This window comes from Pimelobacter simplex (assembly GCF_024662235.1).
In the GTDB taxonomy this organism is placed as follows: Bacteria; Actinomycetota; Actinomycetes; order Propionibacteriales; family Nocardioidaceae; genus Nocardioides.
Genome location: NZ_CP096276.1, coordinates 1785211 through 1811521 on the forward strand (window position 1 = coordinate 1785211; position 26311 = coordinate 1811521).

At 72.2% G+C, this 26311-nt stretch carries 28 protein-coding genes and 1 tRNA gene; 18 read left to right on the top strand and 11 right to left on the bottom strand.

Annotation, left to right across the window (positions count from 1 at the left end; genetic code table 11):
- Window positions 1-8: 8 nt before the first annotated feature.
- From M0M48_RS08600 to M0M48_RS08610, 3 genes are read right to left on the bottom strand one after another with little or no spacing between them, the layout of a single operon-like run.
- Window positions 9-578 (bottom strand): hypothetical protein, encoded by a 570-nt coding sequence (locus tag M0M48_RS08600; protein ID WP_257750803.1) that lies wholly within the window; start codon window positions 576-578, stop codon window positions 9-11.
- A complete protein-coding gene (locus M0M48_RS08605; protein WP_257750804.1) occupies window positions 575-1186 on the bottom strand; it encodes a hypothetical protein in 612 nt (203 codons plus the stop codon). The genes M0M48_RS08600 and M0M48_RS08605 overlap by 4 nt, the downstream gene beginning before the upstream one ends.
- Window positions 1183-2502 carry a hypothetical protein gene (locus M0M48_RS08610; RefSeq protein ID WP_257750805.1) on the bottom strand — a complete coding sequence of 440 codons (1320 nt, stop codon included), beginning with the start codon at window positions 2500-2502 and terminating at the stop codon, window positions 1183-1185. Before M0M48_RS08610 ends, M0M48_RS08605 begins: the two co-directional genes overlap by 4 nt.
- Before the next feature lie 259 nt (window positions 2503-2761).
- Here M0M48_RS08610 and M0M48_RS08615 point away from each other — a divergent pair, with 259 nt between their 5' ends.
- From M0M48_RS08615 to M0M48_RS08625, 3 genes are read left to right on the top strand one after another with little or no spacing between them, the layout of a single operon-like run.
- Window positions 2762-3904 carry an LLM class flavin-dependent oxidoreductase gene (locus tag M0M48_RS08615; protein WP_257754463.1) on the top strand — a complete coding sequence of 381 codons (1143 nt, stop codon included), beginning with the start codon at window positions 2762-2764 and terminating at the stop codon, window positions 3902-3904.
- On the top strand, window positions 3901-4560 hold the full coding sequence (locus M0M48_RS08620) for an FMN reductase (RefSeq protein WP_257750806.1): 660 nt from the start codon (window positions 3901-3903) through the stop codon (window positions 4558-4560). The genes M0M48_RS08615 and M0M48_RS08620 overlap by 4 nt, the downstream gene beginning before the upstream one ends.
- A 21-nt stretch (window positions 4561-4581) precedes the next feature.
- A complete protein-coding gene (locus M0M48_RS08625; protein ID WP_215815984.1) occupies window positions 4582-5733 on the top strand; it encodes an acyl-CoA dehydrogenase family protein in 1152 nt (383 codons plus the stop codon).
- A gap of 79 nt (window positions 5734-5812) precedes the next feature.
- Here the strand turns inward: M0M48_RS08625 and M0M48_RS08630 are convergent, their stop codons facing one another.
- Entirely contained in the window at window positions 5813-6340 is a 528-nt protein-coding gene (locus M0M48_RS08630) for a YbhB/YbcL family Raf kinase inhibitor-like protein (protein ID WP_257750807.1), read from the bottom strand.
- Between the two features lie 70 nt (window positions 6341-6410).
- Here M0M48_RS08630 and cobA point away from each other — a divergent pair, with 70 nt between their 5' ends.
- The 5 genes from cobA to M0M48_RS08655 all read left to right on the top strand — a co-directional run bounded on the left by cobA (window position 6411) and on the right by M0M48_RS08655 (window position 10736).
- Window positions 6411-7631 carry a uroporphyrinogen-III C-methyltransferase gene (cobA, locus tag M0M48_RS08635; RefSeq protein WP_257750808.1) on the top strand — a complete coding sequence of 407 codons (1221 nt, stop codon included), beginning with the start codon at window positions 6411-6413 and terminating at the stop codon, window positions 7629-7631.
- A gap of 7 nt (window positions 7632-7638) precedes the next feature.
- Window positions 7639-8442 (top strand): TrmH family RNA methyltransferase, encoded by an 804-nt coding sequence (locus tag M0M48_RS08640; RefSeq protein ID WP_257750809.1) that lies wholly within the window; start codon window positions 7639-7641, stop codon window positions 8440-8442.
- Between the two features lie 228 nt (window positions 8443-8670).
- Window positions 8671-9054: a hypothetical protein gene (locus M0M48_RS08645; protein ID WP_257750810.1), complete on the top strand. Its 384-nt coding sequence runs from the start codon at window positions 8671-8673 to the stop codon at window positions 9052-9054.
- Between the two features lie 69 nt (window positions 9055-9123).
- Complete coding sequence (locus tag M0M48_RS08650) at window positions 9124-10242, top strand: NAD(P)H-dependent amine dehydrogenase family protein (RefSeq protein ID WP_257750811.1); 1119 nt, start codon at window positions 9124-9126, stop codon at window positions 10240-10242.
- Window positions 10243-10244: 2 nt separating this feature from the next.
- Entirely contained in the window at window positions 10245-10736 is a 492-nt protein-coding gene (locus M0M48_RS08655; protein WP_215815978.1) for a carboxymuconolactone decarboxylase family protein, read from the top strand.
- Between the two features lie 4 nt (window positions 10737-10740).
- Here the strand turns inward: M0M48_RS08655 and M0M48_RS08660 are convergent, their stop codons facing one another.
- The gene (locus M0M48_RS08660; protein WP_257750812.1) at window positions 10741-11658 is read right to left on the bottom strand and encodes an alpha/beta hydrolase; all 918 of its coding nucleotides are present in this window, start codon (window positions 11656-11658) and stop codon (window positions 10741-10743) included.
- A gap of 26 nt (window positions 11659-11684) precedes the next feature.
- A complete protein-coding gene (gene def, locus M0M48_RS08665) occupies window positions 11685-12278 on the bottom strand; it encodes a peptide deformylase (protein ID WP_257754464.1) in 594 nt (197 codons plus the stop codon).
- Window positions 12279-12355: 77 nt separating this feature from the next.
- Between def and M0M48_RS08670 the strand changes: the two genes are divergently transcribed.
- Both M0M48_RS08670 and M0M48_RS08675 read left to right on the top strand, forming a co-directional pair.
- A complete protein-coding gene (locus tag M0M48_RS08670; protein ID WP_257750813.1) occupies window positions 12356-13720 on the top strand; it encodes an acyl-CoA dehydrogenase family protein in 1365 nt (454 codons plus the stop codon).
- Complete coding sequence (locus tag M0M48_RS08675) at window positions 13720-14940, top strand: acyl-CoA dehydrogenase family protein (RefSeq protein WP_215815975.1); 1221 nt, start codon at window positions 13720-13722, stop codon at window positions 14938-14940. Before M0M48_RS08670 ends, M0M48_RS08675 begins: the two co-directional genes overlap by 1 nt.
- 148 nt (window positions 14941-15088) lie before the next feature.
- On the opposite strand, the gene M0M48_RS08680 is transcribed toward M0M48_RS08675, so the two are convergent.
- The gene (locus M0M48_RS08680; RefSeq protein WP_257750814.1) at window positions 15089-16090 is read right to left on the bottom strand and encodes a galactokinase; all 1002 of its coding nucleotides are present in this window, start codon (window positions 16088-16090) and stop codon (window positions 15089-15091) included.
- Window positions 16091-16127: 37 nt separating this feature from the next.
- Between M0M48_RS08680 and M0M48_RS08685 the strand changes: the two genes are divergently transcribed.
- Window positions 16128-16712 (top strand): nucleosidase, encoded by a 585-nt coding sequence (locus M0M48_RS08685; RefSeq protein WP_257750815.1) that lies wholly within the window; start codon window positions 16128-16130, stop codon window positions 16710-16712.
- 6 nt (window positions 16713-16718) lie between these two features.
- Here M0M48_RS08685 and M0M48_RS08690 read toward each other — a convergent pair whose 3' ends face one another.
- Both M0M48_RS08690 and M0M48_RS08695 read right to left on the bottom strand, forming a co-directional pair.
- Window positions 16719-17312 (bottom strand): LysR family transcriptional regulator substrate-binding protein, encoded by a 594-nt coding sequence (locus M0M48_RS08690; RefSeq protein WP_257750816.1) that lies wholly within the window; start codon window positions 17310-17312, stop codon window positions 16719-16721.
- A gap of 46 nt (window positions 17313-17358) precedes the next feature.
- Window positions 17359-17634 (bottom strand): Fe-S cluster assembly protein HesB, encoded by a 276-nt coding sequence (locus M0M48_RS08695; protein WP_257750817.1) that lies wholly within the window; start codon window positions 17632-17634, stop codon window positions 17359-17361.
- A gap of 138 nt (window positions 17635-17772) precedes the next feature.
- On the opposite strand from M0M48_RS08695, the gene M0M48_RS08700 reads away from it, so the two are divergent.
- Window positions 17773-17858 (top strand) — tRNA-Leu (locus M0M48_RS08700).
- Between the two features lie 281 nt (window positions 17859-18139).
- On the opposite strand, the gene M0M48_RS08705 is transcribed toward M0M48_RS08700, so the two are convergent.
- Window positions 18140-18607 carry a nuclear transport factor 2 family protein gene (locus M0M48_RS08705; RefSeq protein WP_257750818.1) on the bottom strand — a complete coding sequence of 156 codons (468 nt, stop codon included), beginning with the start codon at window positions 18605-18607 and terminating at the stop codon, window positions 18140-18142.
- A gap of 253 nt (window positions 18608-18860) precedes the next feature.
- Between M0M48_RS08705 and M0M48_RS08710 the strand changes: the two genes are divergently transcribed.
- The 6 genes from M0M48_RS08710 (at window position 18861) to M0M48_RS08735 (ending at window position 25192) form a co-directional block, all read left to right on the top strand.
- The gene (locus M0M48_RS08710; RefSeq protein ID WP_257750819.1) at window positions 18861-20543 is read left to right on the top strand and encodes an ABC transporter substrate-binding protein; all 1683 of its coding nucleotides are present in this window, start codon (window positions 18861-18863) and stop codon (window positions 20541-20543) included.
- Window positions 20530-21459 (top strand): ABC transporter permease, encoded by a 930-nt coding sequence (locus M0M48_RS08715; RefSeq protein WP_215815968.1) that lies wholly within the window; start codon window positions 20530-20532, stop codon window positions 21457-21459. The genes M0M48_RS08710 and M0M48_RS08715 overlap by 14 nt, the downstream gene beginning before the upstream one ends.
- Window positions 21456-22442 (top strand): ABC transporter permease, encoded by a 987-nt coding sequence (locus M0M48_RS08720; RefSeq protein ID WP_257750820.1) that lies wholly within the window; start codon window positions 21456-21458, stop codon window positions 22440-22442. The genes M0M48_RS08715 and M0M48_RS08720 overlap by 4 nt, the downstream gene beginning before the upstream one ends.
- Window positions 22435-23457 carry an ABC transporter ATP-binding protein gene (locus tag M0M48_RS08725; protein WP_257750821.1) on the top strand — a complete coding sequence of 341 codons (1023 nt, stop codon included), beginning with the start codon at window positions 22435-22437 and terminating at the stop codon, window positions 23455-23457. Before M0M48_RS08720 ends, M0M48_RS08725 begins: the two co-directional genes overlap by 8 nt.
- Window positions 23454-24248, top strand: coding sequence for an ATP-binding cassette domain-containing protein (locus M0M48_RS08730; RefSeq protein ID WP_257750822.1), 795 nt, complete (start codon window positions 23454-23456; stop codon window positions 24246-24248). The genes M0M48_RS08725 and M0M48_RS08730 overlap by 4 nt, the downstream gene beginning before the upstream one ends.
- An 89-nt stretch (window positions 24249-24337) precedes the next feature.
- Window positions 24338-25192 (top strand): alpha/beta fold hydrolase, encoded by an 855-nt coding sequence (locus M0M48_RS08735; RefSeq protein WP_257750823.1) that lies wholly within the window; start codon window positions 24338-24340, stop codon window positions 25190-25192.
- Here the strand turns inward: M0M48_RS08735 and M0M48_RS08740 are convergent.
- Entirely contained in the window at window positions 25179-26141 is a 963-nt protein-coding gene (locus tag M0M48_RS08740) for a LysR family transcriptional regulator (protein ID WP_257750824.1), read from the bottom strand. The genes M0M48_RS08735 and M0M48_RS08740 overlap by 14 nt on opposite strands.
- Between the last annotated feature and the right edge of the window lie 170 nt (window positions 26142-26311).

A 26311-nucleotide genomic window follows, 5' to 3' on the forward strand; every position in this document is an offset into this window, starting at 1 on the left:
CGGGCGCCTCAGCGCAACGAGGCGCACTGGTCATCGGCGCGGGGGCAGACGAAGAAGCCGGTGCTGACCCGGACGGTGTAGTCCTCTCCGTCGGCCTCGTAGTCGAGCTGGGTCTGCGGCCAGCCCCAGTAGCCGGTCTCGAGGACCTCGACGACGAAGAGCAGCTCGGCGCTGTCACCCGGTTCGACGCGGTAGCCCGCGAGGGGGACCGCGTCGGCGGCGTAGTCCTCGTAGGGCCACCGCGCCGATCCGACGAGCTCGCGGCCTCCGGTGACGTCGCGGGCGCGGACCTCGACGATCCGGACCCCTTCGTCGGTGAAGCGGCCGTGGGTGCCGGTGAGGGTGGCGCTGGTCAGGACGGCGGGCTCGTCGCCCTTGTTCTCGGCGGCCAGGGCGCCGTAGACGACGGTCGCGCCGCCCTCGACGTGCATGCCGGCCGCCTGGCGCGCCTCGGGGTCGGCGAGCAGGGCGACGGGGCCCTCGATCCGCGTGCCGGGAGGTCGGTCCGTGGTGCAGGCCGTCAGGGCCACCGCCAGCGCCGCGACGCCCATGAGGCACCCGACGGCGCGGGCGATCACGGGAGTGGGTCGCAGTCGTCGGCCGCGCGGGGGCAGACGAAGTAGCCCGTGCTGACCCGGATGGTGTGCTCGTCGCCGTCGGCCTCGTAGTCGAGCTGGGTCTGCGGCCAGCCCCAGTAGCCGGTCTCGAGGACCTCGACGACGAAGAGCAGCTCGACGCTGTCGCCGGGATCCAGGCGGTAGCCCGCGAGGGGGACCGAGTCGTCGGCGTAGTCCTCGTAGGGCCAGTGGTCGGCGCCGACCATCTCGCGGCCTCCGGTGACGTCGCGGGCGCGGACCTCGACGATCCGGACGCCCTCGTCGGTGTAGCGGCCCTGGGTGCCGGTGAGCGTCGCACTGATCAGGGTCGCCGGCTCGTGGCCCTTGTTCTCGGCGGCGAGAGCGCCGTAGACGACGGTTTTGCCGCCGTTGACCTGGGTGAAGGCCGCCTGGCGTGCCTCGGGGTCGGCGAGGAAGGAGACCGGTCCCTCGACGCGGGTGCCGTCAGGGCGGTTGGACGAGCACGCCGTGAGGGTCGCCGCCAGGGCCACGGCCAGGGCGGCGACGGCGACGCCGCCGCTCCGCACGAGGCGGAGGGCGGCGCCGAGGTGGAGAGTCCGTCGGATCACGTCATCGGCCGGTTCTGGGCGTGGATGACGCCCGCGGTCGGCGGAGCGCTGTAGGTGCCGCACAGCCAGATGCCGCGCCGCTCCTTGGCGGTCCACTTGACGGACACGTTGGAGGAGAAGCCGCTCTGGGCACCCACCTTGATCGGGCCGAGGTCGACGGCCGCGCCGATCTTGGCTGCCTTGTTCTCGTCGCGGGTGAAGCCCGACCCGATGCCGTAGCCAGCCCGGTGGTTCGACTGGGGTGCGTTGGCGCAGCCGATGAACTCCGAGCCGGCGCCGGTGTTGGCCGAGACCCCGCCGTACCAGGTCACGGGGTTCTTGACCTTGGTGTTGACCGGGATGGTCGTGTCGCGACACGTCGAGCCCGCACCGTAGGGCTGGTAGTGCCCGTCGACGAACTCGAACTTGGTCGAGGCGAAGTGGTTGACCGCCTTGCCCGCCGGGTACGAGCGGAACACCTTGGCGCTGGTCTGGTTGCTGATGTGCCGGGTCACCCCGACCTTCCAGCCGCCGTCACCGGAGTAGTCGATACCGCTCTCGATGTTGGAGTCGGCCGTACGGCCGTAGCTCCACGAGGCCTCGCTCTTGGACGCGTTGTGGAACTCGACCACGTTGACCCAGCGCTGCGGACGGCCGTCGACGATGAAGCTGCAGTACGCCGACCCGGGGGCCGGCGCCTCCGCGAGCGTCGCCGCCGAGGAACCCCGCGCAGCCGCGGTGCCGCGCGCGGCCGGGGCGGCGTTCGCGGGGGAGATGTCGGGCGAGCTCGGCGTCAGCGCCAGGTCGACCGGGCCGGTCGCGACCGGGACCCGCTCGCCGGTGGTCCGGGCCAGGAGCGCGGGCTGGTCCTGCGGGGCCGTGTCCTGCCAGCCGGCGCTGGTCAGGCGCCGGGTCACGCCGGCGGTGGCGAGCTTGCCGCTGGTGGCGTCGGCGACGCCCACGTCGAAGTTGAGCCAGCCGCCGTTGCGCTCGGCGGCGCTCTTCATCGCCGGGGTCGGCACGATGTCGATGGCGTAGGAGCCGTCGGCCGCGGTGCGGTCGGTGGCCAGCGCCTCGATCGGCAGCTCGTCGCCGGGCTGGGCGCTCTCGATGCCGGGGATCCACCAGACGGTGACCGTGGCGCCGGCGACCGCGACGGGTGCGGCGGCGCCGGTCGTCGCCTGGGTGACCTGGCCGACCACCAGCGCGTCGGCGAGGTCGGGGGCGCCGGGGCCGCCGGGGGCGGCCGTGGCGGCCGGGGGAGCGCCGACCCCGGCCTGGATCGTGGCCGCGACGGCGACCGCCGCGGCTGCGCTGATGAGTGCTGTGCGTGCCATCCGAGACTCCTCCTGGTTGCCGACCTGGTAGCCGACCTGGTTGCCGAGCGAGCCGTCAGCACAGCGCTTCAGATGACCATACGCAAGTGGTCAACTGGAGGTGGTGCGCAGATCGTCGATGACCGCCCGGCCGCGGTGCGGTGCAAGGCTGGTCGCGGTCCGCGTCCGGCGCCCGGGAATAGGGGCGAGCAGGGGAGAGTTGACGATAGATGACATGGCAACTAGATTGCCGGTGAACAAAGGAGCGGGAACCATGGGCATGCAGATCGGCATCTTCACCGTCGGCGACGTCACCACCGACCCCACCACCGGGCGGACCCCGACGGAGCACGAGCGGATCAAGGCGACCGTCGCGATCGCCAAGAAGGCCGAGGAGGTCGGCCTCGACGTCTTCGCGACCGGCGAGCACCACAACCCGCCGTTCATCGCGTCCAACCCGACGGCGACGCTCGCCTACATCGGCGCCCAGACCGAGAACATCATCCTCTCGACCGCGACCACGCTGATCACCACGACCGACCCGGTGCTCATCGCCGAGGACTACGCCAAGATCCAGCACCTCACCGACGGCCGCGTCGACCTCATGATGGGCCGCGGCAACACCGGCCCGGTCTACCCGTGGTTCGGCAAGGACATCCGCCAGGGCATCAACCTCGCGGTCGAGAACTACGCGCTGTTGCGCCGGCTGTGGACCGAGGCCAATGTCGACTGGGAGGGGCGCTTCCGCACCCCGCTCCAGGGCTACACCTCGACCCCGCGCCCGCTCGACGGCGTCGCGCCGTTCGTGTGGCACGGCTCGATCCGCAGCCCCGAGATCGCCGAGCAGGCGGCGTACTACGGCGACGGCTTCTTCCACAACCACATCTTCTGGCCGGCCTCGCACACCGAGCAGATGGTGCGCCTCTACCGCGAGCGGTTCGCGCACTACGGGCACGGCACGGCCGAGCAGGCCATCGTCGGCCTGGGCGGGCAGTTCTTCATGCGCAAGAACAGCCAGGACGCCGTGCGCGAGTTCCGTCCGTACTTCGACAACGCCCCGGTCTACGGCCACGGCCCGTCGCTGGAGGACTTCACCCGCCAGACGCCGCTGACCGTCGGCTCGCCCCAGGAGGTCCTGGAGCGGACCCTGTCGTTCCGCGAGTACGCCGGCGACTACCAGCGCCAGCTGTTCCTCGTCGACCACGCGGGGCTGCCGCTCAAGACGGTCCTCGAGCAGCTCGACCTGCTGGGCGAGATCCTGCCCGAGATGCGCAAGGGCTTCGCCGAGGGCCGCGGCGCCGACGTCCCGGACGCCCCGACCCACGCCTCGCTCGTCGCGGCGGCGGGCGGCGCCCACGACACCACCGTGCACGCCGAGGACACCATGACCGGCACCACCGACCGCGAGGAGGTCGACGCATGACCACGCGCACCACCCGGATCGTCGTCGTCTCGGCGGGACTCTCGGTCCCGTCCTCGACCAGGCTGCTCGCCGACAAGCTCGGCGCGGCCGTCGAGCGGGCCGTGGGCGCCCGGGGCCACGAGGTCGAGGTCGAGCACGTCGAGCTGCGGCCGCTGGCGCACGCGCTGGCCGACCACCTGCTGACCGGGTTCCCCTCGGGGGACCTGGCCGAGGCGATCGAGGCGGTCCGCCACGCGGACGGCCTGGTCGTGGTGACGCCGGTGTTCTCGGCGTCGTACTCGGGGCTGTTCAAGACGTTCTTCGACGTCTTGGAGCCCGGTCTGCTCGACGCCAAGCCGGTCGTCGTGGCGGCCACCGCCGGGACCGCGCGGCACAGCCTCGTGCTCGACCACGCGCTGCGGCCGCTGTTCGCCTACCTGCGCGCGGTCGTCGTACCGACAGGGGTGTTCGCGGCGAGCGAGGACTTCGGAGCCACCGACGACGGCTCGCTCGACAAGCGGGTCGAGCGGGCGGCCGGCGAGCTGGCCGTGCTGCTCGGCGGCACCGCCGGCGAGGCGCCCGCGACATCGCCGCGGCGCTCGGTCGCGGACGGGTTCTCCGCGCCGACCCCGTTCGAGCAGCTCCTCCGTGAGGCGGGCGGCAGCTCGGTCCGTTGACCTCGGTGGCAGCATGAGCCCATGCGCCGAACAGTGTTCAACGAGGACCACGAGGACTTCCGCCGCACCATCCGCTCCTTCCTGGAGTCGGAGGTCGTGCCCAACTACCAGGAGTGGTACGACGCGGGCCAGGTCTCGCGCGACCTCTACAAGAAGGTCGGGGACCTCGGTGTCTTCGGCATCGAGGTGCCCGAGGAGTACGGCGGCGCCGGCATCGAGTCGTTCAAGTTCTCCGCGGTCCTGACCGAGGAGTGCGCCCGCGCCGGGATCCACCTCGGCGGCTCCGGCGTGCACGTCGAGCTCTGCCTGCCGTACCTGCTCAAGCTCGGCACCCCCGAGCAGCTGCACCGCTGGATGCCCGGCTTCATCTCCGGCGAGGAGATGTGGGCCATCGCGATGACCGAGCCGGGCACCGGCTCGGACCTGGCCGGCATGCAGACCACCGCCAAGCGCGACGGTGACCACTACGTGCTCAACGGCGCCAAGACGTTCATCACCGGCGGCGTGCTCGCCGACCGCGTCATCGTCTGCGCCCGGACCTCCCCGCCGCTCGAGAGCAACCGCCGCTTCGGCATCTCGCTCTTCGCCGTCGACACCAAGTCCGAGGGCTGGGCGGTCGGGCGCAAGCTCGACAAGCTCGGCCTGCGCACCTCCGACACCGCCGAGCTGTCGTTCACCGACGTCATGGTGCCCGCGAGCGACCTGCTCGGTGAGGAGAACGAGGGCTTCACCTACCTCGGCCAGAACCTCCCGCAGGAGCGCCTCGGCATCGCCTACGGCGCCTACGCCCAGGCCGCCGCGGCGATCCGGTTCACCCAGGCGTACGTCGAGGAGCGCAAGGTCTTCGGCACCTCGGTCGCGTCCTTCCAGAACACCAAGTTCGAGCTCGCCGCCTGCCAGTCCGAGGTCGACGCCGCCCAGGCCGTCTGCGACCGCGCGCTCGAGGCCCACGACCTCGGCGAGCTGACCGCCGTCGACGCCGCCTCGGCCAAGCTGTTCTGCACCGAGGTCGCCGGCCGGGTCATCGACCGCTGCCTGCAGCTGCACGGCGGCTACGGCTACATGAACGAGTACCCGATCGCCCGCCTGTACGCCGACACCCGGGTCACCCGGATCTACGGCGGTACGTCGGAGGTCATGAAGCTCATCATCGCCAAGTCGATGGGTCTCTAGCCCGCCGAAGTGCGGGGGTTGCTGCATCGAGATCGGTATCTCGGACCAGCAACCCCCGCACTTCGTGGAGGGCTGAGGCTCAGTGCGCGTAGGTGCCGGTGAGGATGGCCCGGCCCAGCGTCTTGAACGCCAGGTTGAAGCCGACCACCGCAGGCGTCGCGGAGCCGTCGACGCCGAGCTGGGGCTCGCCGACCGCGTGGACCACGAAGAAGTAGCGGTGCACCTGGTCGCCCTCGGGGGGCGCGGCGCCGGCGAAGTCCGGCGTACCGAAGTCGTTGCGGACGTGGAAGGCGCCGGCCGGGAGGGTGGTGTCGGAGGCGCCCGCGCCGGCGTCGAGGCTGGTCACGTCGGCCGGGATGTCGACGGCGACCCAGTGCCAGAACCCGCTCGGGATGGGCGCGTCGGGGTCGAAGCAGGTCACGACATAGCTCTGGGTGCCCTCGGGGCCGGGCTCCCAGGTGAGCTGGGGCGAGGTGTTGCCGAGGGCGTAGACCTGCGCGTCGTCGAGCGGCCGGCCGTCGGTGACGTCGGCGCTGGTGACGGCGAAGGCGGCAGCGGCGGGGAGCAGCGGGTACGGGTCCGGGGTCACCGGGCGATCGAGACTCATGTCACCCGAAGGTAGTCCGGTGGTTGGCCCGGACCAACGGCTGTTCGCGAACTGTCGAGAGAATGTCCCGGTGAGCGACTTCCCGCCGTACCCCTCCGGCCTGCGCCTGGCCGGACGCCGCGTCCTCGTCGTGGGCGGGGGACACGTCGCGCAACGGCGCGTCCCGCAGCTGATCGCCGTCGGCGCCGACGTCCACGTCGTCTCGCCGGTGGTCACGCCGGCCATCGAGGGCCTGGTCGGCTCGGGCGAGATCACCTGGCACGAGCGGGCCTTCGCCGACGCCGACCTCGACGGCACCTGGTACGTCATCGCCGTCACCGACGACCGCGCGGTCAACGACCACGTCTCCTCGCTGTGCGAGGAGCAGCGGATCTTCTGCGTCCGCTCCGACGACGCCACCCTCGGTACGGCGTGGACGCCCGCGATCGGCCGCGAGGCCGGCATCACCGTGGCCGTGGTCGGCAATCGCGACCCGCGCCGCTCCGCGTCGGTGCGCGACGAGATCGTCGCCGGCCTGCGCGACGGCACGATCGCCGCCCCGCACCACCGCGACCGCGCCCCGGGCGTCACGCTCGTCGGCGGTGGCCCGGGCAACCCCGAGCTCATCTCGATCGCCGGGCGCAAGGCGCTCATGGCCGCCGACGTCGTCGTCGCCGACCGGCTCGCCCCGCGCGAGCTGCTGGGCGACCTGCCCGCCGACGTCGAGCTGGTCGATGTCGCCAAGCTCCCGCGTGGGCGCTCGGCGCAGCAGGAGGAGATCAACCGGGTCATCGTCGAGCGCGCGCTCGAGGGCAAGCGCGTGGTGCGCTTCAAGGGCGGCGACAACTTCGTCTTCGGCCGGGGCTACGAGGAGGTCATCGCGTGCCGCGCGGCCGGCGTACCGGTCACGGTGATCCCGGGCCTGACCTCGCCGGTCACCGTGCCGGGCGTGGCCGGCATCCCGGTCACCCACCGCGGCGTCGCCCACGAGTTCGCCGTCGTCTCGGGCCACTTGCCGCCCGGACACCCCGAGGCGCTCACCGACTACGCCGCGCTCGCGCGCCTCAACGGCACCATCGTCGTGATGATGGGCGTCGAGAACGCCCCCGCCATCGCCGAGGCGCTGGTGGCCGGCGGCCGCCCGGCGTCGCTGCCCGTCGCCGTGGTCTGCGACGGCACCATGCCCACCGAGCGCACCGTGCTCGCCACCCTCGGCACTCTGGCCGACCGGCTCGCCGAGGAGTCGGTGAAGCCGCCGGCGATCATCGTCATCGGCGAGGTCGTCCGGGTCGCGCACCCCGACGCCTTCTGATGCGCTGATGGCCGAGCTCGTCGAGATCGCCGACGCGGACGACCCGCGCCTGGCGGACTACCGCGACCTGCGCGACGTCGAGCTGCGCAAGCACCTGGAGGCCGAGCACGGGCTGTTCCTCGCCGAGGGCGAGAAGGTCGTGCGCCGCGCGGTCCTCGGCGGCTACACCCCGCGCTCGTTCCTGATGGCGCCGCGCTGGCTCGACGGGCTCGCCGACGTACTCGACCGCTCGGACGCACCCTGCTACGTCCTCTCGGAGGCGCTGGCCGAGGAGGTCACCGGCTTCCACGTCCACCGCGGCGCCCTCGCCTCGCTGGAGCGGCGGCCGCTGCCCAGCCTCGACGAGGTGCTCGACGGCGCCCGCTCGGTGCTCGTGCTCGAGGACATCGTCGACCACACCAACGTCGGCGCCATCCTGCGCTCGGGCGCGGCCCTCGGCTTCGACGCCGTCCTGCTCGCCCCGCGCTGCGCCGACCCGCTCTACCGCCGGGCGATCAAGGTCGCCATGGGGGCCGTCTTCTCGATGCCCTGGACCCGCCTGCCCGACTGGTACGACGCCCTGCCCGAGCTCAGCGGCCGCGGGTTCACCACGGTGGCGCTCACGCTGGCACCGGACGCCGTACCGGTGGAGGAGGCGGTGGCCGGCCTCGACAAGGTCGCCCTGGTCCTCGGCTCCGAGGGCCACGGCCTGTCCGCGCGCTGGGAGCAGACGTCGGACCGGCGCGCGATCATCCCGATGGCCGCGGGCATCGACTCGCTCAACGTGGCGGCGGCGACGGCGGTCGCTTGCTACGTGACGGCGCGGCGCTGAGGCCGTCCCGGTTTGGCCGCTGGGTCCGCTAGGCCGACCTGGCGACCGCCCTGGGCGGGCTGTCGTCCGACTTCGTGCGGAACCGCCCGATCGGCGGACCAGTCGGAGGCGCTCGCCGACGACGGCATCCGGTTCCGGGACGGGCTCGCCGACCCGAGCCAGCAGATCAGTGTCGCTGAGCTGGTTGCGGTCGCTGACCGGGAACCCGACCCGACGGACCTCCTCAGGATGACCCCGGTCCGCCGCGAGCAGCGGCGGCTCCGGAGACAGCTGCTCGGCGGCGCGACGGACGCGCCGTGCTTGCTGTGCGGCCGCGTCCTGCCCGTCGCGCTCCTCGTCGCCGCGCACATCGTCCCGCGCCACCGGGTGGACGAAGCGCAGCGACGTGACCCGGAGGCCGTGTTCCCGGCGTGCGTGCTCGGGTGCGACGCGCTCTTCGAGCATCGCTACATCGGCGTCGACGAGGCCGGCCTGGTCACCCGGCTCTGTACGGCGCCGAGCGCGGCCGTGGCGGTGGCTGTCGACGCCCTGCACGGCCGTGAGGTCCCTGGTCTCACGCCCGGTCAGGCCGGGAGGTTCGCCGAGCACCGCACGCTCGGCGACACCCACTGACGAGCGATCACCAAAAAAGACACGCTGTCGCACTACCGCACCCCGCGCGACCCGCCTACGCTCCCGTGCATGGCGAACGAGAACACGTTCTACTCATCCGAGCCCGTCCCCGTCGTGGTCTGGGGCACCGGCAACATGGGCCGCGCGTCGATCCGCGCGGTCGCTGCCCATCCGGGTCTGACCCTGAGTGCGGTCATCGTCAGCGACGAGGCCAAGGTCGGCAAGGACGCGGGGGATCTCGCGGACCTGGGTCGTGCCACCGGGGTGCGGGCGACGACCGACGTGGCGGCGGCGCTGGCGACGCTGGACGGCGGTGGCGCCGTGGCGTACGCCGCCTCGGGCGAGCTGCGGCCCGACGACGCGGTGGTCGACATCGCGCGGGCGCTGGGCGGGGGTGCGGTGGTGGTGACGCCGTCGGTGTACGCGCTCTACGACCACCGCAGCGCGCCGGCCGAGATGACCGACCCGCTCACCAAGGCGTGCGCCGAGGGCGGCAGCGCGCTGTTCGTCAGCGGTATCGACCCGGGCTGGGGCAACGACCTGCTGCCGGTGCTGGTCAGCGGGCTGGCGTCCGAGGTGGAGCAGGTCCGGTGCCAGGAGATCTTCGACTACTCGACGTACGACGCCGAGGACTCGGTCCGCTACATCGTCGGCATGGGCCAGCCGATGGACTACGAGCCGCCGATGGTGGCCGCGGGCATCCCGTCGATGGTGTGGGGCGGCCAGGTGCGGATGATCGCGCGGGCGCTCGGCGTCGAGCTCGACGAGCTGCGCGAGACGCTGGAGCGGCGTGAGCTGGACGCGACGGTCTCGACGGCGCTGGGGGAGTTCGAGGCGGGGACGCAGGGTGCGCTCCGGTTCGAGGTGCAGGGCATCGTGGGCGGTGAGCCCAAGATCGTCATCGAGCACGTCACCCGGATCAGCGCGGAGTGCGCGACCGACTGGCCGATGCCGGCCGACGGCGGCGACGGCGCGCACCGGGTGATCATCGAGGGGCGCCCGCGCATCGAGATCAACGTCGAGGCCACCGACGAGGGCGGCAACCGCGCGGCCGGCGGCAACGCCACCGCGGCCAACCGGCTCGTCAACGCGATCCCGTGGCTGCGCACCGCCACCCCCGGCCTGTACGACGGCCTGGACGTCCCGCTCCAGCCGACCACCTACCTGCGGACCACCGGGGAGGCCTGAGCATGTTCATCGAGATCCCCGAGGGCAAGGACCCGATCCTCTACGTCTGGGGCGAGATGGTCCCCGGCATCGGCCCGGCGGCGTCGGCGTTCGCGATGAGCGTCTACGAGCACAGCACGCTGGGGCTGCGCGAGTTCGAGGCGGCACGGCTGCGGATCGCGCAGATCAACGGCTGCATCTTCTGCCAGGACTGGCGCACCGAGCGCGACGGGCAGAAGGTCGAGGACACCTTCGACGCCGCGGTCCAGGAGTGGCGCACGACGCCCGACTTCGACGAGCGCACCCGCCTGGCCGCCGAGTACGCCGAGCGCTACGCGCTGGACCACCACGGCATCGACGACGGCTTCTGGCAGCGCATGCGCACGCACTACAGCGACCGCGAGATCGCCGAGCTGTCGATGTGCCTGGGCTCGTGGATCGCGTTCGGGCGGCTCAACCGCGTGCTCGGCCTGGACGCGGCGTGCGTCCTGCCGAGCCACGCGGCGAAGGCCTGAGGGCTCAGGCCGAGCGCAGCAGCGCCGCGAACCGGGCGACCGTCTCGTCGACGGCGCGCTGGCACGCGGGGGACCACGGCCCCATGTCGAAGAAGCCGTGGATCAGCCCCGGGTAGGTCTCGTGCTGGACCGGTACGCCGGCCGCGGCGAGGGCGTCGGCATAGGCCACGCCCTCGTCGCGCAGCGGGTCGAACTCGGCGGTGACCACGACGGCCGGCGGCTGCCCGGCCAGCGAGCCGTGCAGCGGCGAGATCCGCGGGTCGGTCAGGTCGGTGTCGGCGTCGGCGTAGTTGCCGACGAACCAGACCATCGTCGCCTCGTCGAGGAAGTAGCCCGAGGCGTTCTCCTTGCGCGAGGCGTAGTCGCCGAGCACGTCGGTGGCCGGGTAGACGAGCAGCTGGGCCGCGACGCCGGGCACGTGCTGGGCCGCGACCGCGGACAGGTTGCCGCCGGCGGAGTCGCCGGCCACGGCGAGGACCTCGCTGCCGCCGTACTCGGCGAGGCGGGCCTGGACGTCGCGCACCGCGGCGATCGCGTCCTCGGCGGCGGCCGGGAAGCGGGCCTCGGGCCCGAGCCGGTAGTCGACCGCGACGACGACAGCCCCGGCTCCGGCGCAGATCGCGCGGGCCATCGCGGCGTGGGTGTCGAGGTCGCCGATCACCCAGCCGCCGCCGTGGAGCAGGACGACGGTCGGGAACGGGCCGGTGCCCTCGGGGCGGTAGACCCGGGCGGCCAGCGGGCCGGCGCCGCCGGCGACCTGGTCGTCGGCGATCGAGCCCACCGGCGCGAGGGTCTCGGGCGGGCGGCCGTCGACGGTCAGGGCGCGGAAGACGGTGCGCGCGTCGGCGGGGGAGAGCTCGGACATGGGGGTGCCGGCTTCGATGGCCTCGAGGAGGCCGGCCAGGGACGGGTCGACAGGCATGGGCCGACGCTAGCCCACGCCCACCCTCAGGTGGGCCACTCCGCGGGATAGTCGGCGACCGCCGCGTCGTGCTGCTTGCGCAGCTTCTTCATCGCCTTGGCCGAGAGCCGGTCGCCGAAGACGGTGCCGACGGTGTGGTCGGTCTCGTGCTGGAGGCACTTGGCGAGCAGGCCGTCGCCCTCGAAGCGAACCGGCCGTCCGTCGAGGCCGACGCCCTCGACGGTGGCGTAGTCGGGCCGGGCGCAGTCGACGAAGGCGCCGGGGTACGACAGGCAGCCCTCGGGGCTGTCGTCGAGGCGCCGGTCGCGGCCCTCGGGCAGCACCAGGCGGGGGTTGCACACGACGCCGACCACGCGCTGGTCCTCGGCGTCGGGGCAGTCGAAGACGAACATCGCGACGTCCTCGCCGACCTGGCAGGCGGCCAGGCCGACGCCCTCGGCGGCGTACATCGTCGCGACCATGTCGGCGGCCAGCGCCCGCAGCGCCTCGTCGAAGACGGTGACCTCGGCCTGCGGCCGGTGCATGACGGCGGTGCCCCAGCGCGTCATCGGGCGCACGCTCCCGCCCCGGGGCAGGGGTCCGTACGGCGCGAGCGGGGTCTGGTCGTCCATGGCGCGCATCGTATTGGCGAGGATCACACCGCGCCGATTCGGGCTACCTGTAGCGCGGTGTGTAACTCACGGTTACAGTTAGTCGCATGTCCTTGATCAGCAACCTCAAGCCGGGCGGGAAGCACGGGGTTCCCAGCAACGAGAGCCGTGATCCCATCGGCTACCTCGTCGCCGGCCTCAACCGGCTCGCCCAGACCGACCTCCTCGACAAGGTCCGCCTCCGCAAGCCGGCCGAGCAGGCGGTCTTCTCCGTCACCCGGACCGGGTTCAAGACGATGACCAACGCCAGCCGGACCTTCGCCAAGGCCGGCCAGAAGGGGCAGCCGGGCACCCGCCCGACCCCCGCGGCCGCCAGCGGCGTCTTCGACCTCACCCCCGGTGAGGACGAGCAGATGCTCGTCGACGTGGTCACCGAGTTCGCCGACGAGGTCGTCCGGCCCGCCGCCTTCGAGGCCGACAAGGAGTGCGCGGCGCCCGAGGCCCTGCTCAAGTCCAGCCTCGAGATCGGGCTGCCGATCCTCGGTGTCCCGGAGTCCCTGGGCGGGGTCTCCGAGGAGCGCTCCGCGATGGCCGGCACGCTCGTCGCCGAGGCGCTCGCCAAGGGCGACATGGGCCTGGCCGTCGCCACGCTGGCGCCCGGTTCGGTCGCGACGGCCATCGGTCTGTGGGGCACCGATGCGCAGCAGCAGACCTACCTCCCGGCGTTCACCGGCGACGAGGTCCCCGCGGCCGCGCTCGCGCTGAGCGAGCCGACCGTCCTCTTCGACGTGCTCAGCCCGTCGACCACCGCCAAGAAGTCCGGCGACGGCTACGTGCTCAACGGCACCAAGAGCCTGGTCGCCCGCGGTGACCACGCCGAGCTCTTCGTCGTCGGCGCCCAGCTCGACGGCAAGCCCGTGCTGTTCCTGGTCGAGTCCTCGACCGAGGGCCTCAGCATCGAGGGCGACCCGGCGATGGGCGTGCGCGCCGCGTCGCTGACCAAGCTCGTGCTCGAGAACGTCAAGGTCCCCGCGGACGCCGTCCTCGGCGCCACCGACGGCTCGACCTACACCGAGTGCGTCCGCCTCTCCCGCCTGGCCTGGTGCGCGCTCGCGGTCGGCACGGCCCAGGCCGTGCTCGACTACGTGACGCCCTACGTCAAGGAGCGCGAGGCGTTCGGCGAGCCGATCGCCAACCGCCAGTCGGTCGCCTTCATGGTCGCCAACATCGCGATCGAGCTCCAGGGCATGCGCCTGCTGACCTACCGCGCGGCTTCACGTGCCGCGGCCGGCAAGGACTTCTCCCGCGAGGTCGCACTGGCCCGCAAGGCGTGCACCGACAAGGGCATGCAGATCGGCCTCGACGGCGTCCAGCTGCTCGGTGGCCACGGATTCGTCAAGGAGCACCCGGTCGAGCGGTGGTATCGCGACCTGCGTGCCATCGGCATCATGGAAGGAACGGTGCTGGTCTGATGGCCATCAACCTCGAAGTCCCGAAGAAGCACCGGGCGCTGGTCGACCAGGCCCACCAGGTCGCGATGAACATGCTGCGACCCATCTCGCGCAAGTACGACATCGCCGAGCACGAGTATCCCAAGGAGCTCGACATGCTCGCGGCGATGATCGACGGGCTCTCCGAGTCCGGCGCGAGCGAGGGTGCCGGCGCGACCGGCGTACGCCGCGACGCCGACGACAGCGACAAGAAGGGCTCGGTCAAGAACGGCGCCAACCTCGCCTCGGTGACCTCGGTCGCCGAGATGTGCTGGGGCGACACCGGCCTGCTGCTGTCGATGCCCCGCCAGGGCCTCGGCAACTCCGCGATCGCCTCGGTCGCCAACGACGAGCAGCTCGAGCGCTTCAAGGGCCGCTGGGCCTCGATGGCGATCACCGAGCCGTCGTTCGGCTCCGACTCGGCCGCGATCTCGACGACCGCCGTGCTCGACGGCGACGAGTACGTCATCAACGGCGAGAAGATCTTCGTCACCTCCGGCGAGCGCTCCGACTGCATCGTGGTGTGGGCGACGCTCGACAAGTCCCTGGGCCGCGCGGCGATCAAGTCGTTCGTGGTCGAGAAGGGCACGCCCGGCGTCAAGGTCGAGCGGCTCGAGGAGAAGCTCGGCATCCGTGCCTCCGACACCGCGGTGATCACGTTCACCGACGCGCGAGTGGCCAAGGAGAACCTCCTCGGCTCGCCCGAGATCAACGTCGAGCAGGGCTTCGCCGGCGCGATGGCGACGTTCGACAACACCCGTCCGCTGGTCGCCGCGATGGCGGTCGGCTGCGCCCGGGCCTCGCTCGACCTGACCCGCGACCTGCTCAAGGAGGCGGGGATCGAGGTCGACTACGACCGTCCCGCGCTGCTCCAGCACGCCGCTGCCGCGAAGTTCCTCCAGCTCGAGGCCGACTGGGAGGCCGGGCGCCTGCTCACCCTCCAGGCCGCGTGGATGGCGGACAACCGCAAGCCCAACTCGCTGGAGGCCTCGATGGCCAAGGCGAAGGCCGGCCGGGTCGGCTCCGACGTGACGCTGTCGTGCGTCGAGCTGTGCGCGTCGATCGGCTACAGCGAGGAGGAGCTGCTCGAGAAGTGGGCCCGCGACTCCAAGATCCTCGACATCTTCGAGGGCACCCAGCAGATCCAGCAGCTCATCGTGGCCCGCCGCATCCTGGGGCTGTCTAGCGCCGAGCTCAAGTGAGCTAGCAGGTTCGTGGGTCGAGGGCCCGTCTCCGCGGTCGTGGGGGCCGGGCCCTCGACGTCCGTGGGCGGGGTGGAACGTGTTGCGATTGGTCAGAGACTGCAGCGACACGCCGGTGGGACTTGCGGTTTGGGACCAAACCGCAAGTTCAGGCCGGCGCCGCGATGAGGCGCGCGCCCACCGCGGGCAGGACGACGCGGTGGGCGGGCGCGTCCCACCCGGCGGCGCCGTAGGCGCCGTCGATCGCCGCGCGCACCGCGGCGACCCCGGTCTCCGGGACCAGCGCGATGGTGCACCCGCCGAACCCGCCGCCGGTGAGCCGGGCGCCGAGCGCGCCCGAGCCGATCGCCGCGTCGACGGCGGCGTCGAGCTGGGGGAGCGAGACCTCGAAGTCCTCGCGCAGCGACACGTGCGAGGCGGTCATCAGCAGACCGAGCCCGGGCCAGTCCCCGGCTGCGATCGCCGCGACGGCCGAGCCGACCCGGGCGTCCTCGGTCGTCACGTGCCGCAGCCGGCGAACGTCGCCCGCCGCGCACTCGCGCCGGCGTTGCGCGTACCCGCCGTCCCCGTCGGCGAGCACGTGCCGGACCCCGCTGTCGGTGACCAGGATCGTCAGCCCGGCCGCGGCCAGCGGCAGCGGTACGTCGCGCACCCGGGGGTCCGCGGGATCCGCGAAGTCGATCAGCAGCGCGCCGCCTGCGCTGCCGAGCATGCTGGCGAGCTGGTCCATGCCGCCGGTCGGCGCTCCGACGTGCTCGGTCTCGGCGCGGCGGCACGCCTCGGCGATCCGGCGCCGGCCCGGCCGGTCCAGCGGCTGGCCGAGCAGCCCGGCGATCGCCACGGCGACCGAGCACTCGAGTGCGGCCGAGCTGGACAGCCCGCCGCCGATCGGCAGGTCGGTCGTGACGGCGACGTCGAGGCCGGGGACGTCCCACCCGGCCTCCCGCAGCGCCCAGACGACGCCCGCGACGTACCCGGTGGCGTCGGCGTCCCCGCTGCCCTCCACCACCAGTGCGGCGTCGTCACGGACCGTGACGGTCGCGGTGGTGGCGAGCGGGATCGCGAACGGCAGGCAGCGCCCGCCGTTGTAGTCGGTGTGCTCGCCGATCAGGTTCACCCGGCCCGGAGCCGTGGCGGTCGCTGAGGTCACCCGCCCATCCTCGCCCACCGGCCGCTAGCGTGACGCCGTGCCTCGTCCCCTCATCGTCGCCGCGGCCCGTGCCGAGGTCGCCCACGTCCCGGCCGGGCTCGACGTCGTCGTCACCGGCATCGGCAAGACCGCCGCCGCGACCGCGCTGACCCGGCACCTCGCCGGCCGTTCCGACCTCGACGACCTGGTCGTCGTCAACCTCGGCACCGCGGGCGCCCTGCACGACGGGCTCGACGGGCTCGACGGGCTCGACGGGCTCGACGGCGAGCATGGCCTCCACGAGATCGGGACCGTGCTCAACCACGACATCAACGGCGACGCGATCCGGGCGCTCGGCTACGACCCGCGCGACCGGCTCGTGATCGGGGAGAGCCCGACCGTCCTGGCCACCGGCGACGTCTTCGTCACCGACCCGGTCGTCCGGACCCGGCTCGCCGAGCGGGCGCAGCTCGTCGACATGGAGGGCTACGCCGTCGCGTACGTCGCCCAGGAGTTCGGCGTCGCGCTGCGGATGGTCAAGCACGTCTCCGACAACGCCGACGAGGGCGCGATGGAGTGGGCCGCGCTGGTCGACCGCAGCGCCCGGGTCCTGGGGGAGTGGGCGGCGACCCACCTGGGCTGACCGCCGTCAGCGGCTGCTGGAGGCCCGCCGGCCGCGCACCACGCCCACGAAGTCCTGGTGGACCGGGCTGTCGGCCTCGCGCGGCCACAGCAGCGCCACCGTCGTCGGGGGCAGGTCGACCGGACGGGTGACCACGTCCTTGCGGTGGTGCAGGCGCGCCAGCGACATCGGCACGATCACCACCCCGGTGCCCGACGAGGCGACCTCGATCGCGTCCTTGACCGTCATCGGCGGGAACGGCAGCTGCTCGGCAGCCGGCGTCCACCCGGACGGGTGGGGGAGCACGAGCTGCTCGTCGGCGAGCTCGGCGAGGTCGAGCGGCGCGTCGGACTCGGCGGCGGCCACGAAGTGCTCGCGCCCGGCGACGACGACGGGCTGCTCGTCGTACAGGCGGACGCAGTGGAGGGGCGTCGGCGCCTCGAGGTCGACCGGCAGCCGGGCCAGGACGAGGTCGGCGGTGCCGTCGTCGAGCACGGCGCGGCCGGCGTCCTCCTCGATCGGCAGCAGCCGCAGCGGCAGGCGCGGGTGACGCTCGCGCCACACCCGGGCCCACTTGTCGGGCGTCACTCCGGGGACGAAGGCGACACGCAGCTCTTGCATGCCCCCACGATCCCAGAAGCGACGCCCGAGCGTGGCTTCGGCGTCGCTAGGCCTGCGCGAGCAGGCCGAACTGCAACGCCCCCTGGTCGTCGACCCCGGCGTCGAGGGTCATCTCGCCGAGCTGGTCGGCGGCTCCCGCATCGAGGTAGACGGTCGCGCCGTCCTGCACCACCATCTCGTCACCCGCCTCGGGCTGGGCCGTCGCGGTGACGGCGAAGCCGGTGTCGACCTGCGTGATCCGCAGGCCCGCGGTGTCCGGAGCGTCGGGGATGTCGGTCATCTGCTTGACGATCGTGCATGCGTTCTCAGTCAGGGTGAGCATGGCTTGCCTTCTCGGTTGAGGTCAGAGACCTCACCCACCGTGGCACGCGGACCAGGCTCGATCAAGGCGTGCGGATGCCCAGGAGGGGTGCCGATGCGGCATCTCGGGCCAGCCTTTGCTACGGTTTCACCCGCACTCGTCCGGGTGGCGGAATTGGCAGACGCGCTAGCTTGAGGTGCTAGTGCCCGTATTAGGGCGTGGGGGTTCAAGTCCCCCCTCGGACACAGAAAAGCCAGAACGGCGGCCCTCGGGCCGCCGTTCTGCGTTGCTGGCCCGACGGCTCGATTCCTAGCGCAGGTGGCCGAGCCCGCGGTACAGGTCGAGCTCGACCCGCACCTGCGCCGGGAGCGGTGCGCCGGAGCGCTGATCGTGGCGGCGTACTCCTCGAGCGCGGCGACCAGCCGGCGGCGGAAGGGGCGGGCCGAGGAGACCTCGGCCCGGCAGGCGCCCAGCAACGCGCGCTCGTGGCGCGGTGCGCACGGGTGCGCAGGGGGTGCCGACGCCTCTACCGCACGCCGGTCCCCACGATCCGCACCTCGCCCGCGGTCCGCAGCCGCACCTCCAGCACCCGACTCGCGAACCGCCACCCCGCGTCCGTACGCCGGTAGCGGTCCCGGTAGACGACGTGCCAGGTGTCGTCCCGGCCCCCGCCGTCGCGCTCGAACGCGTGGTGCGCGACGCAGGCGACCCGGCCGGTCGCCTCGTCGGGGGAAACGGCGTCGAAGACGGTGCCGACCACGGCGTGCACGGTGACGGGCAGGCGGTGGACCGCGCCGAGGGCGGTGGTGATGGCGTCGAGGCTGTCGTGGGTGGCGGTGCCGGGGGAGCGGCCGGGGTCGACCGGGGCGGTCATGGTGGCGTCGGAGGTGAAGAGGGCGACGACGGCGTCGAGGTCGCGGTCGTCGACGCCGGCGGCGTAGCGGTGGACGAGGTCGGCGAGCGCGAGGTGGTCGGCGGGGGAGAGCGACGTCATGGGCCGAAGGCTAGACATGTAGCACAGGTGCACGCCGCCGTCTTCCGGCCAGCGGGATCGGCCGCTATCGTGGACGCCGCACACGCAGAGGCCTCTGATCTTTCAGTTTTTCTGAAAGGTGCCCTGCAGAACTCCTCGATGGACGCACCTGTGGCCGCGACCACAGACTCCCTTCCTGAGATCCAAGCCGCGGTCCCGATCGATCGGGACCGCCTCACAGGAAGCGCGATCTATGGCGAAACGATCCCGGAGAGTGGTGCCCGTCGGGCTCGCCCTCGTCCTGGCCCTCGCGGTGGCCGGCTGCAATGCCAACTCCTCGTCGAGCGACTCGACCAAGGACAAGAACACGTCGGCGATGGAGTCCGTGCCCCAGGGCGGGACGCTCCACTACCTCTCCCGCAAGGCGACGGAGTCCTTCGAGACCGCCAACGCGCAGATGGTGCCGACCAGCCGGCTGCGGTGGGAGCACCGCGGGCTGACGTCGTGGCAGACGTTCCCCGACAAGGACACGATCCTGGTCCCGGACCTCGCCAAGGACACCGGTACGACCGACGACGGCGGCAAGACCTGGACCTTCGAGCTGCAGGACGGCCTGAAGTTCTCCGACGGCAGCCCGATCACGGCCCAGGACGTCAAGTACGGCATCGAGCGGTCGTTCGCGCCGATGTTCCAGGGCGGCCTCGGTTACCACAAGACCCTGCTCGAGGGCGGTGCCGACTACGACGGCCCGTACGACGGCAAGGAGCTCGACTCCATCGAGGTCGTCGACGAGCACAAGATCGTCTTTCACCTGACCCGCCCGTTCGGCAACTGGCCGTGGATCGTGAGCATGCCGGCGTTCGCGCCCGTGCCGAAGGCGGCCGACACCCAGCCCGAGACGTACGGCGAGAAGCCGGTCGCGAGCGGCCCGTACATGGTGACGAGCTTCAGCAAGGGCACCCAGGCCGTGCTGGAGCGCAACCCGAACTGGAAGGCGGACACCGACCAGGCCCGCCTGGCCGGCCCGGACAAGATCATCCTCGACATGGGGCTGAACAACGACACGATCGTGCAGCGCCTCATCGACGACAAGGGCGACGACAAGAACGCGATCAGCAACGCGCTCATCTCGCCCTCGCAGTTCCAGCGCATCGAGTCCGACGCGTCGATCTCGGACCGGCTGGCCAACGGCCCCTCGGGCTACTTCCGCTACCTCGCGATGAACGTGAAGCGGCCGGGTCTCTCCGACCTCCGGGTGCGCCAGGCGATCAACTACGCGATCAACAAGTCCGAGATCCAGAGCGTGTACGGCGGCCCGAAGTTCGGTGGTCAGATCACCTCGTCGATCATGACCGAGGGCATCCCCGGCGCCACCGACTACGACCTGTACCCGGGCGGCGACACCGGTGACGTCGAGAAGGCCAAGGAGCTGCTCGACGAGGCCGGCGTGAAGAACCTCAAGCTCACGCTGACCTACCCGACCGACGTCAGCGCGATCGAGGAGAAGGAGGCGCTGAGCGTCAAGAACTCGCTCAAGCGGGTCGGCATCGACGTCGAGCTCAAGGGTCTCGACGGCAGCACCTGGTACGAGCTGATCTCGGACGCCAAGGGTGACTACGACCTGACCACGAACGGCTGGGGCGCCGACTTCCCGAGCGGCATGAGCACCATCCAGCCGCTCTTCGCCTCGAGCGAGATCGGCAACGGCGGCGGCAACGCCTCGCAGTACTCCAACCCCGAGGTGGACGCGGCGATCGACGCCGCGATCTCCGAGCCCGACCTCGACAAGGCCGCCGAGATGTGGGCCGCGATCGACAAGCAGATCATGGAGGACGCCCCGATCGTCCCGTTCCTCGTGCAGCGCACGCAGGCACTGGCCGGATCGAACATCCTGAACTACTTCATGCCCGCCTACCCGCCGTTCGCGAACGAGCTGGTCGTCGGTGTCGATCACTGAGATCGAGCAGGCGGAGGGCCGGCGCACGTCGGTCCTCCGCCGCTTCCTCCGCAAGAAGTCCGGCGTCGCCGGGCTGGTGATGCTCGTCGTGCCGCTGGTCGCGGGGCTCTGCGCCCCGCTGCTGGTCCGGCTCGAGGGCCAGGACCCGCACACGTTCCACACCGACCTGCTCGACCCGGACGGCGGGCGCCCGCTCGGCGCCCTCGGCGGCGTCAGCGCCGACCACTGGCTGGGCGTCGTCCCGGTCACCGGCGTCGACCTGTTCGCGCAGATCGTGTACGGCATCCGCTCCTCGCTGTTCATCGCGTTCGGCGCGAGCATCCTGGCGATCGTCTTCGCGGCGGTCCTGGGCACGGCGATGGGGTACTTCGGCGGCTGGCTCAATGCCGTCGCCGGCCGGCTGATCGACTTCATGTTCGGCTTCCCGGGCCTGATGTTCGTCATCGCGATCATGGCGATCGTGCCGGCGGAGATGCCCCGTGGGCTGGTGCTCGTGCTGGTCCTGGCATTCTTCGGCTGGACCGTGCCCGCCCGGATCATCGGCGCCCAGGCCGGTGCGATCAACGCCCGCGCCTTCGTCGAGGCCGCCCGCGCCACCGGGGCCCCGCCCTGGCAGATCATCCGGCGCGAGATGCTCCCGCACCTCTTCGGCCTGGTCGTCGTCCTGTTCGCGATGTCGCTGCCCGGCAACGTCAGCGTCGTCGCGGGCCTGTCCTTCCTCGGCGTCGGCATGCGTGGCGACGTGCCCGACCTCGGCAAGCTGCTCTCCGACTCCCTGCCGTGGATCTACTCCGGCGCGGACGTCTGGTACATGCTCTTCCCCGGCGCCGTGGTGTTCCTGATCGTCTTCGGCGCCACGCTCGCCGGTGACGCGCTCCGCGACGTCCTCGACGTCCGTACGGAGGATGCCTCGTGATCGCCTACATCGTCCGACGCATGGTCACCGCGGTGTTCATGCTCCTCGCGATCGCCTTCGTGACGATCGCCCTGTTCTTCGGTGCCTCCAAGGACCCGGCCCGCGCCATGTGCGGCAAGCCGTGCCCGGAGGAGACCAAGGCCAAGGTCAGTGCCTACATGCAGACCGACGAGAGCGTCGTGTGGCAGTACGGCCAGTTCGTCAAGGGGCTGGTCGCCGGCCGCACCTACGGCGAGGGCTCGCAGCAGGTGGACTGCGCGGCGCCGTGCTTCGGCTACTCGTTCCCCAACCGCAGCGACGTCACGACGCTCATCGGCGAGCGGCTGCCCGTCACGCTGTCGCTGGCCGCGGGCGCCGCGGTGCTCTGCCTGGTCGTCGGGATCGGGCTCGGCGCGCTCTCGGCGATCCGAAGAGGCGGGCTGGTCGACAGGTTCTCGACCGGCTTCGCGATGTTCGGGCTGTCGGTGCCGACCTTCCTGGTGGGCCTGCTCGTCGTGCAGGTGTTCGGCTTCATGCTCAACGCCCTGCCGTACTCCGGCTTCGTCTCGTTCTCGGAGTCACCGGCCGACTGGGCCTGGCACCTGATCGGCCCGTGGATGGTGCTGTCGTTCATCCTCGCCGCGGGCTACATCCGGGTCACCCGGACCCAGCTCCTCAACGAGCTCTCGGCCGAGCACCTCGTCGCGATGACCGCGCGCGGGGCCTCGCCCCGGCAGGTCAACCGGCACGCCGTGCGCGGCGTGATGGTGCCGGTGGTGGCGATGTTCGCGCTCGACGTGACCGCGCTGCTGGGCGGCTCGGTGATCGCGGAGAAGGTCTTCAGCCTCCACGGGCTCGGCGACCTGCTGCTCTCCGGCGTCAACGAGTCCGACCTCAGCATCGTCGTCGGGGTGACCCTGTTCTCCGCCTTCCTCATCATCGTCGGCAACCTGATCGCCGACCTGCTGATGCCGCTTCTCGACCCGAGGATCCGCCGTGCCTGACCCCGTGCTGCAGGTCGAGGACCTGTCCGTCTCGTTCACCAGCGGCGGGGTCACCGCCGACGTCGTGCGCGACCTCTCGGTGACGTTGGACGGCGGCCGCACGCTGGCCCTGGTCGGCGAGTCCGGGTCGGGCAAGACGATCACCGGGCGCGCCATCATGCAGCTGCTGCCGCGGGCGGCCTCCGCCCGTGGGCGGATCGTCGTCGCCGGCCGGGAGATGCTCTCCGCCGACGAGCGCGAGCTGCGCCGCGCGCGCGGTGCCGACGTGGCGATGGTGTTCCAGGACTCGATGTCGGCCCTGAGTCCCTATCTCGACATCGGTGCGCACATCGCCCAGGCGGTGCGGCTGCACGACCGGTCGGTCTCTCGTCGCGCCGCGCGGATGCGGGCGGTGGAGATGCTGGAGCGGGTCGGCATCCCGGAGCCCGCGGCGGCCGTACGGCGGTTCCCGCACGAGTTCTCCGGCGGCATGCGCCAGCGCGCGGTGATCGCGATGGCGCTGGTCAACCGGCCGGCCCTGCTCATCGCCGACGAGCCCACGACCGCGCTCGACGTGACCGTGCAGGCCCAGATCCTGGCGCTGCTGCGCGAGCTCCAGGACGAGTTCGGCATGGCGATGCTGCTCATCAGCCACGACTTCGGGGTCGTGGCGAGCGCGGCCGACGACGTCCTCGTGCTGTACGCCGGCCGCGAGGCCGAGTACGGCAGCCTGCGCGACATCTTCGAGGCACCGGCCCACCCCTACACGGCGGGCCTGCGGGCGGCGACGCCGCGGCTCGACGCCCGGCTCGACAGCGGGGGAGAGCGCACCCGGCTGCGCTCCATCCCGGGCGCGCCGACCTCCCTGCGCGACGCCGGCCCCGGCTGCGCCTTCGCGCCGCGCTGCGGGCTGGCCGACCTGGTCGGCGAGCGGTGCGTCGTCGAGGTGCCGCTGCCGACGCTGCGTCCGGGCGACACCCATCGCGCGGCCTGCCACCTCGACCAGCTCCCGTCCCTCGAGGAGGTCGCCCGATGAGCGCCGATGCCCCGATCCTGGAGATGACCGACGTCAGCAAGAGGTTCCGCACCCCGGGCGGCTTCGGCCGTCGCGGTGGTGGCTTCCTCGCCGTCGACGGTGTCTCGCTGCAGGTCGGCCGCGGCGAGGCCCTGGGCCTCGTCGGTGAGTCCGGCTCGGGCAAGTCCACGCTGGCGCGGATGGCCAACGGCCTGGTCACGCCGACGTCCGGCACGGTCCGCACCGACGGCCACGACGTCGCCGCGCTCAGCCGGGGCGGCCTGCGCCGCCTGCGCCGCAACGTGGCGATGGTCTTCCAGGACCCGCTGGCCTCGCTCAACCCGCGCCAGACCGTGCGCCAGACGCTGGAGAACGTCTACCGCGCACACGGCGAGACGACCTCGATGGCCGAGCTGGTGGCCCTGCTGGAGTCGGTCGGCCTCGGCCCCGACTACCTCGGGCGCTACCCGCACGAGGCGTCCGGCGGTCAGCTCCAGCGGGTCGCGGTCGCCCGGGCGCTCGCGCTCAAGCCGGACCTGATCATCGCCGACGAGCCGACGTCCGCGCTCGACGTGTCGGTGCGCGCCCAGATCCTCAACCTGCTCGCGGACCTCCAGCGCGACCAGGGGATCTCGTTCCTCCACGTCAGCCACGACCTGGCGGTGATCCGCCTCTACAGCGACCGGGTCGCGGTCATGCAGCGCGGGCGCGTGGTGGAGATGGGGCCGTCCGACGAGATCTTCCGCTCGCCCCAGCACCCCTGCACCCAGGCGCTCGTGGCGGCCACGCCCGAGGCCGAGCTGCCGACCTGACCCTGCCCGACCTTCGCGCGACCGCTGCACGACGCCGACCGGCCGTGCCACGATCAGCACCATGACGCACTGAAAGAGAAAGAAGAGACGTGGGAACCGACCTGTTCGTCCGGACGTACGGGCGGGACGCAGCCGATGCGCCCGCCATCCTCATCCTGCACGGCGCCATCGAGTCCGGTGAGTGCTACGGCGACGCCGTCGACCGCTGGGGCGGTGACTTCCACATCGCGGCGCCCGACGCCCGCGGGCACGGGAAGTCGCCGGGCCGCCGGCCCGAGCACGAGGGCGTGCCGTCGACCGACGTGATGGTGCAGGACGCGATCGACATCCTGGGCGACATGCTCGAGGCGACGGGCCGCAGGACGCTGGTCGTGGGGCACTCGATGGGCGCCCGGATCGCGGCGTTCGTCGCCGCCGACGCGCCGCACCTCGTCGCGGGCGTGGTGCTGGAGGACCCGCCGTGGTGGGTGCCCGAGGCCGGGCCGAACCCGTGGCTGAGCGTGCCGGTCGACCAGCGCGAGCGCGACCCGTTCGACGAGGTCGACGTCCTCTCCGTCGACGAGATGGTCGACCTGCAGCGCGAGCTCAAGCCGCACTGGCCCGAGCAGGAGCTGCGCCCGCTGGCCGAGGCGATGCGGGCCGTCGACACCGGCTACATGGACCAGCGGCTCCACGAGAAGCGCCGGATCTGGACGCCCACCGCGCGCCAGATCACGGTCGGCCCGGCCGGCGTACCGGCTCTGCTGGTGACCGGCACCGGCGACGTCATCGTCGACAAGCACTCGCGCGAGCGGCTCACCGCCGTCGCGCCCGGCTTCGACGTCGTGGTGATCGAGGGCGCGGGTCACTGCGTGCGCCGCGACCGCCCCGACGAGTACCACGCGCACGTCGACGCGTTCCTGCGCGAGAGCGCGCCGTCGGTGGGCGCGGTCACTCCACGCTGAAGGTGTCGGAGCGCGCGAGCGGGCCGTAGATCTCCGAGTCCGGCTCGGCGAGCGCGGCCCGCATCGCCTCCAGCCCGGCGCGGACGACGGGATGTCCCTGGTTGTCGCGCCGGGTGGTCATGATGACCTTGCGCAGCGGCGCGATGCCGCGCGTGGGCAGGATCGTCACCCAGTCCGCGTCGCGCGCCGACAGCGCGGACTCGGGCACCAGGCAGATGCCCGCCTCGGCGGCGACCAGGGCCAGCGCGGCGCGGTAGTCGTCCGAGACGTGGGCGATCGGCGGGTGGAAGCCGACCTCGGCGCACGCCTGGAGCACCATCGTCCGGCACGGGTTTCCCGGTGAGGGCATGATCCAGCCCTCGCCGGTGAGCTGGGTGAGCTCGATGCCCTCCTCACCCGCCAGCGGGTGACCGAGGGGCAGCACGGCCTTGAACCGCTCGATGTAGAGCGGGAACTTGGCGATGTCGGGGGAGTCGCGCTCGGGGTCGGACTCGTACTCCAGGCTCACGGTCACGTCGATGTCGCCGCGCATGAGCATCCGGTGGCTCATGTGCGCCTCGGCGTCGACGACCGTCACGTCGACCCCGGGCGCCTGGCGGCGCAGCTCGACGATCGCGGGCGCGACGACCCAGTTGATCGCCGTCGGGAAGGCGCCGATCCGGAGCTGGCCCAGGACGCCGCCCGCGTGCGCAGCAAGGTCGGCCTCGGCCATCTTGAGCCGGGAGCTGATCTCTTCGGCGTGGTCGGCCAGGATGCGCCCGGCCGGGGTCAGCGCCAGCTTGCGCCCCGTCCGTACGACGAGCGCGTGCCCCACCTCGCGCTCGAGCGCGCTGAGCTGCTGGGACACCGCCGACGGCGTCAGGTGCAGGGCCGCGGCCGTCGCGGTGACCGAGTCGGAGTGCACGAAGGCGCGCAGGACCATCAGGCGTCGGGGGTCGATCGTGGGCACGCTGCTCCGTCGCGTCGGCCGGGCGTCCGTCACGGTAGGGGGATCCGCGAGGCGGGACCGGGGTACTGCCGATGCTAGCGCTTCCGGACCGGTCCCGGCGGGCTGCTCGGGACCTCTGATTCATGTCTCTCAGGCATAAGTGACCTCGCAAGTGGTCATTGGACGCATAG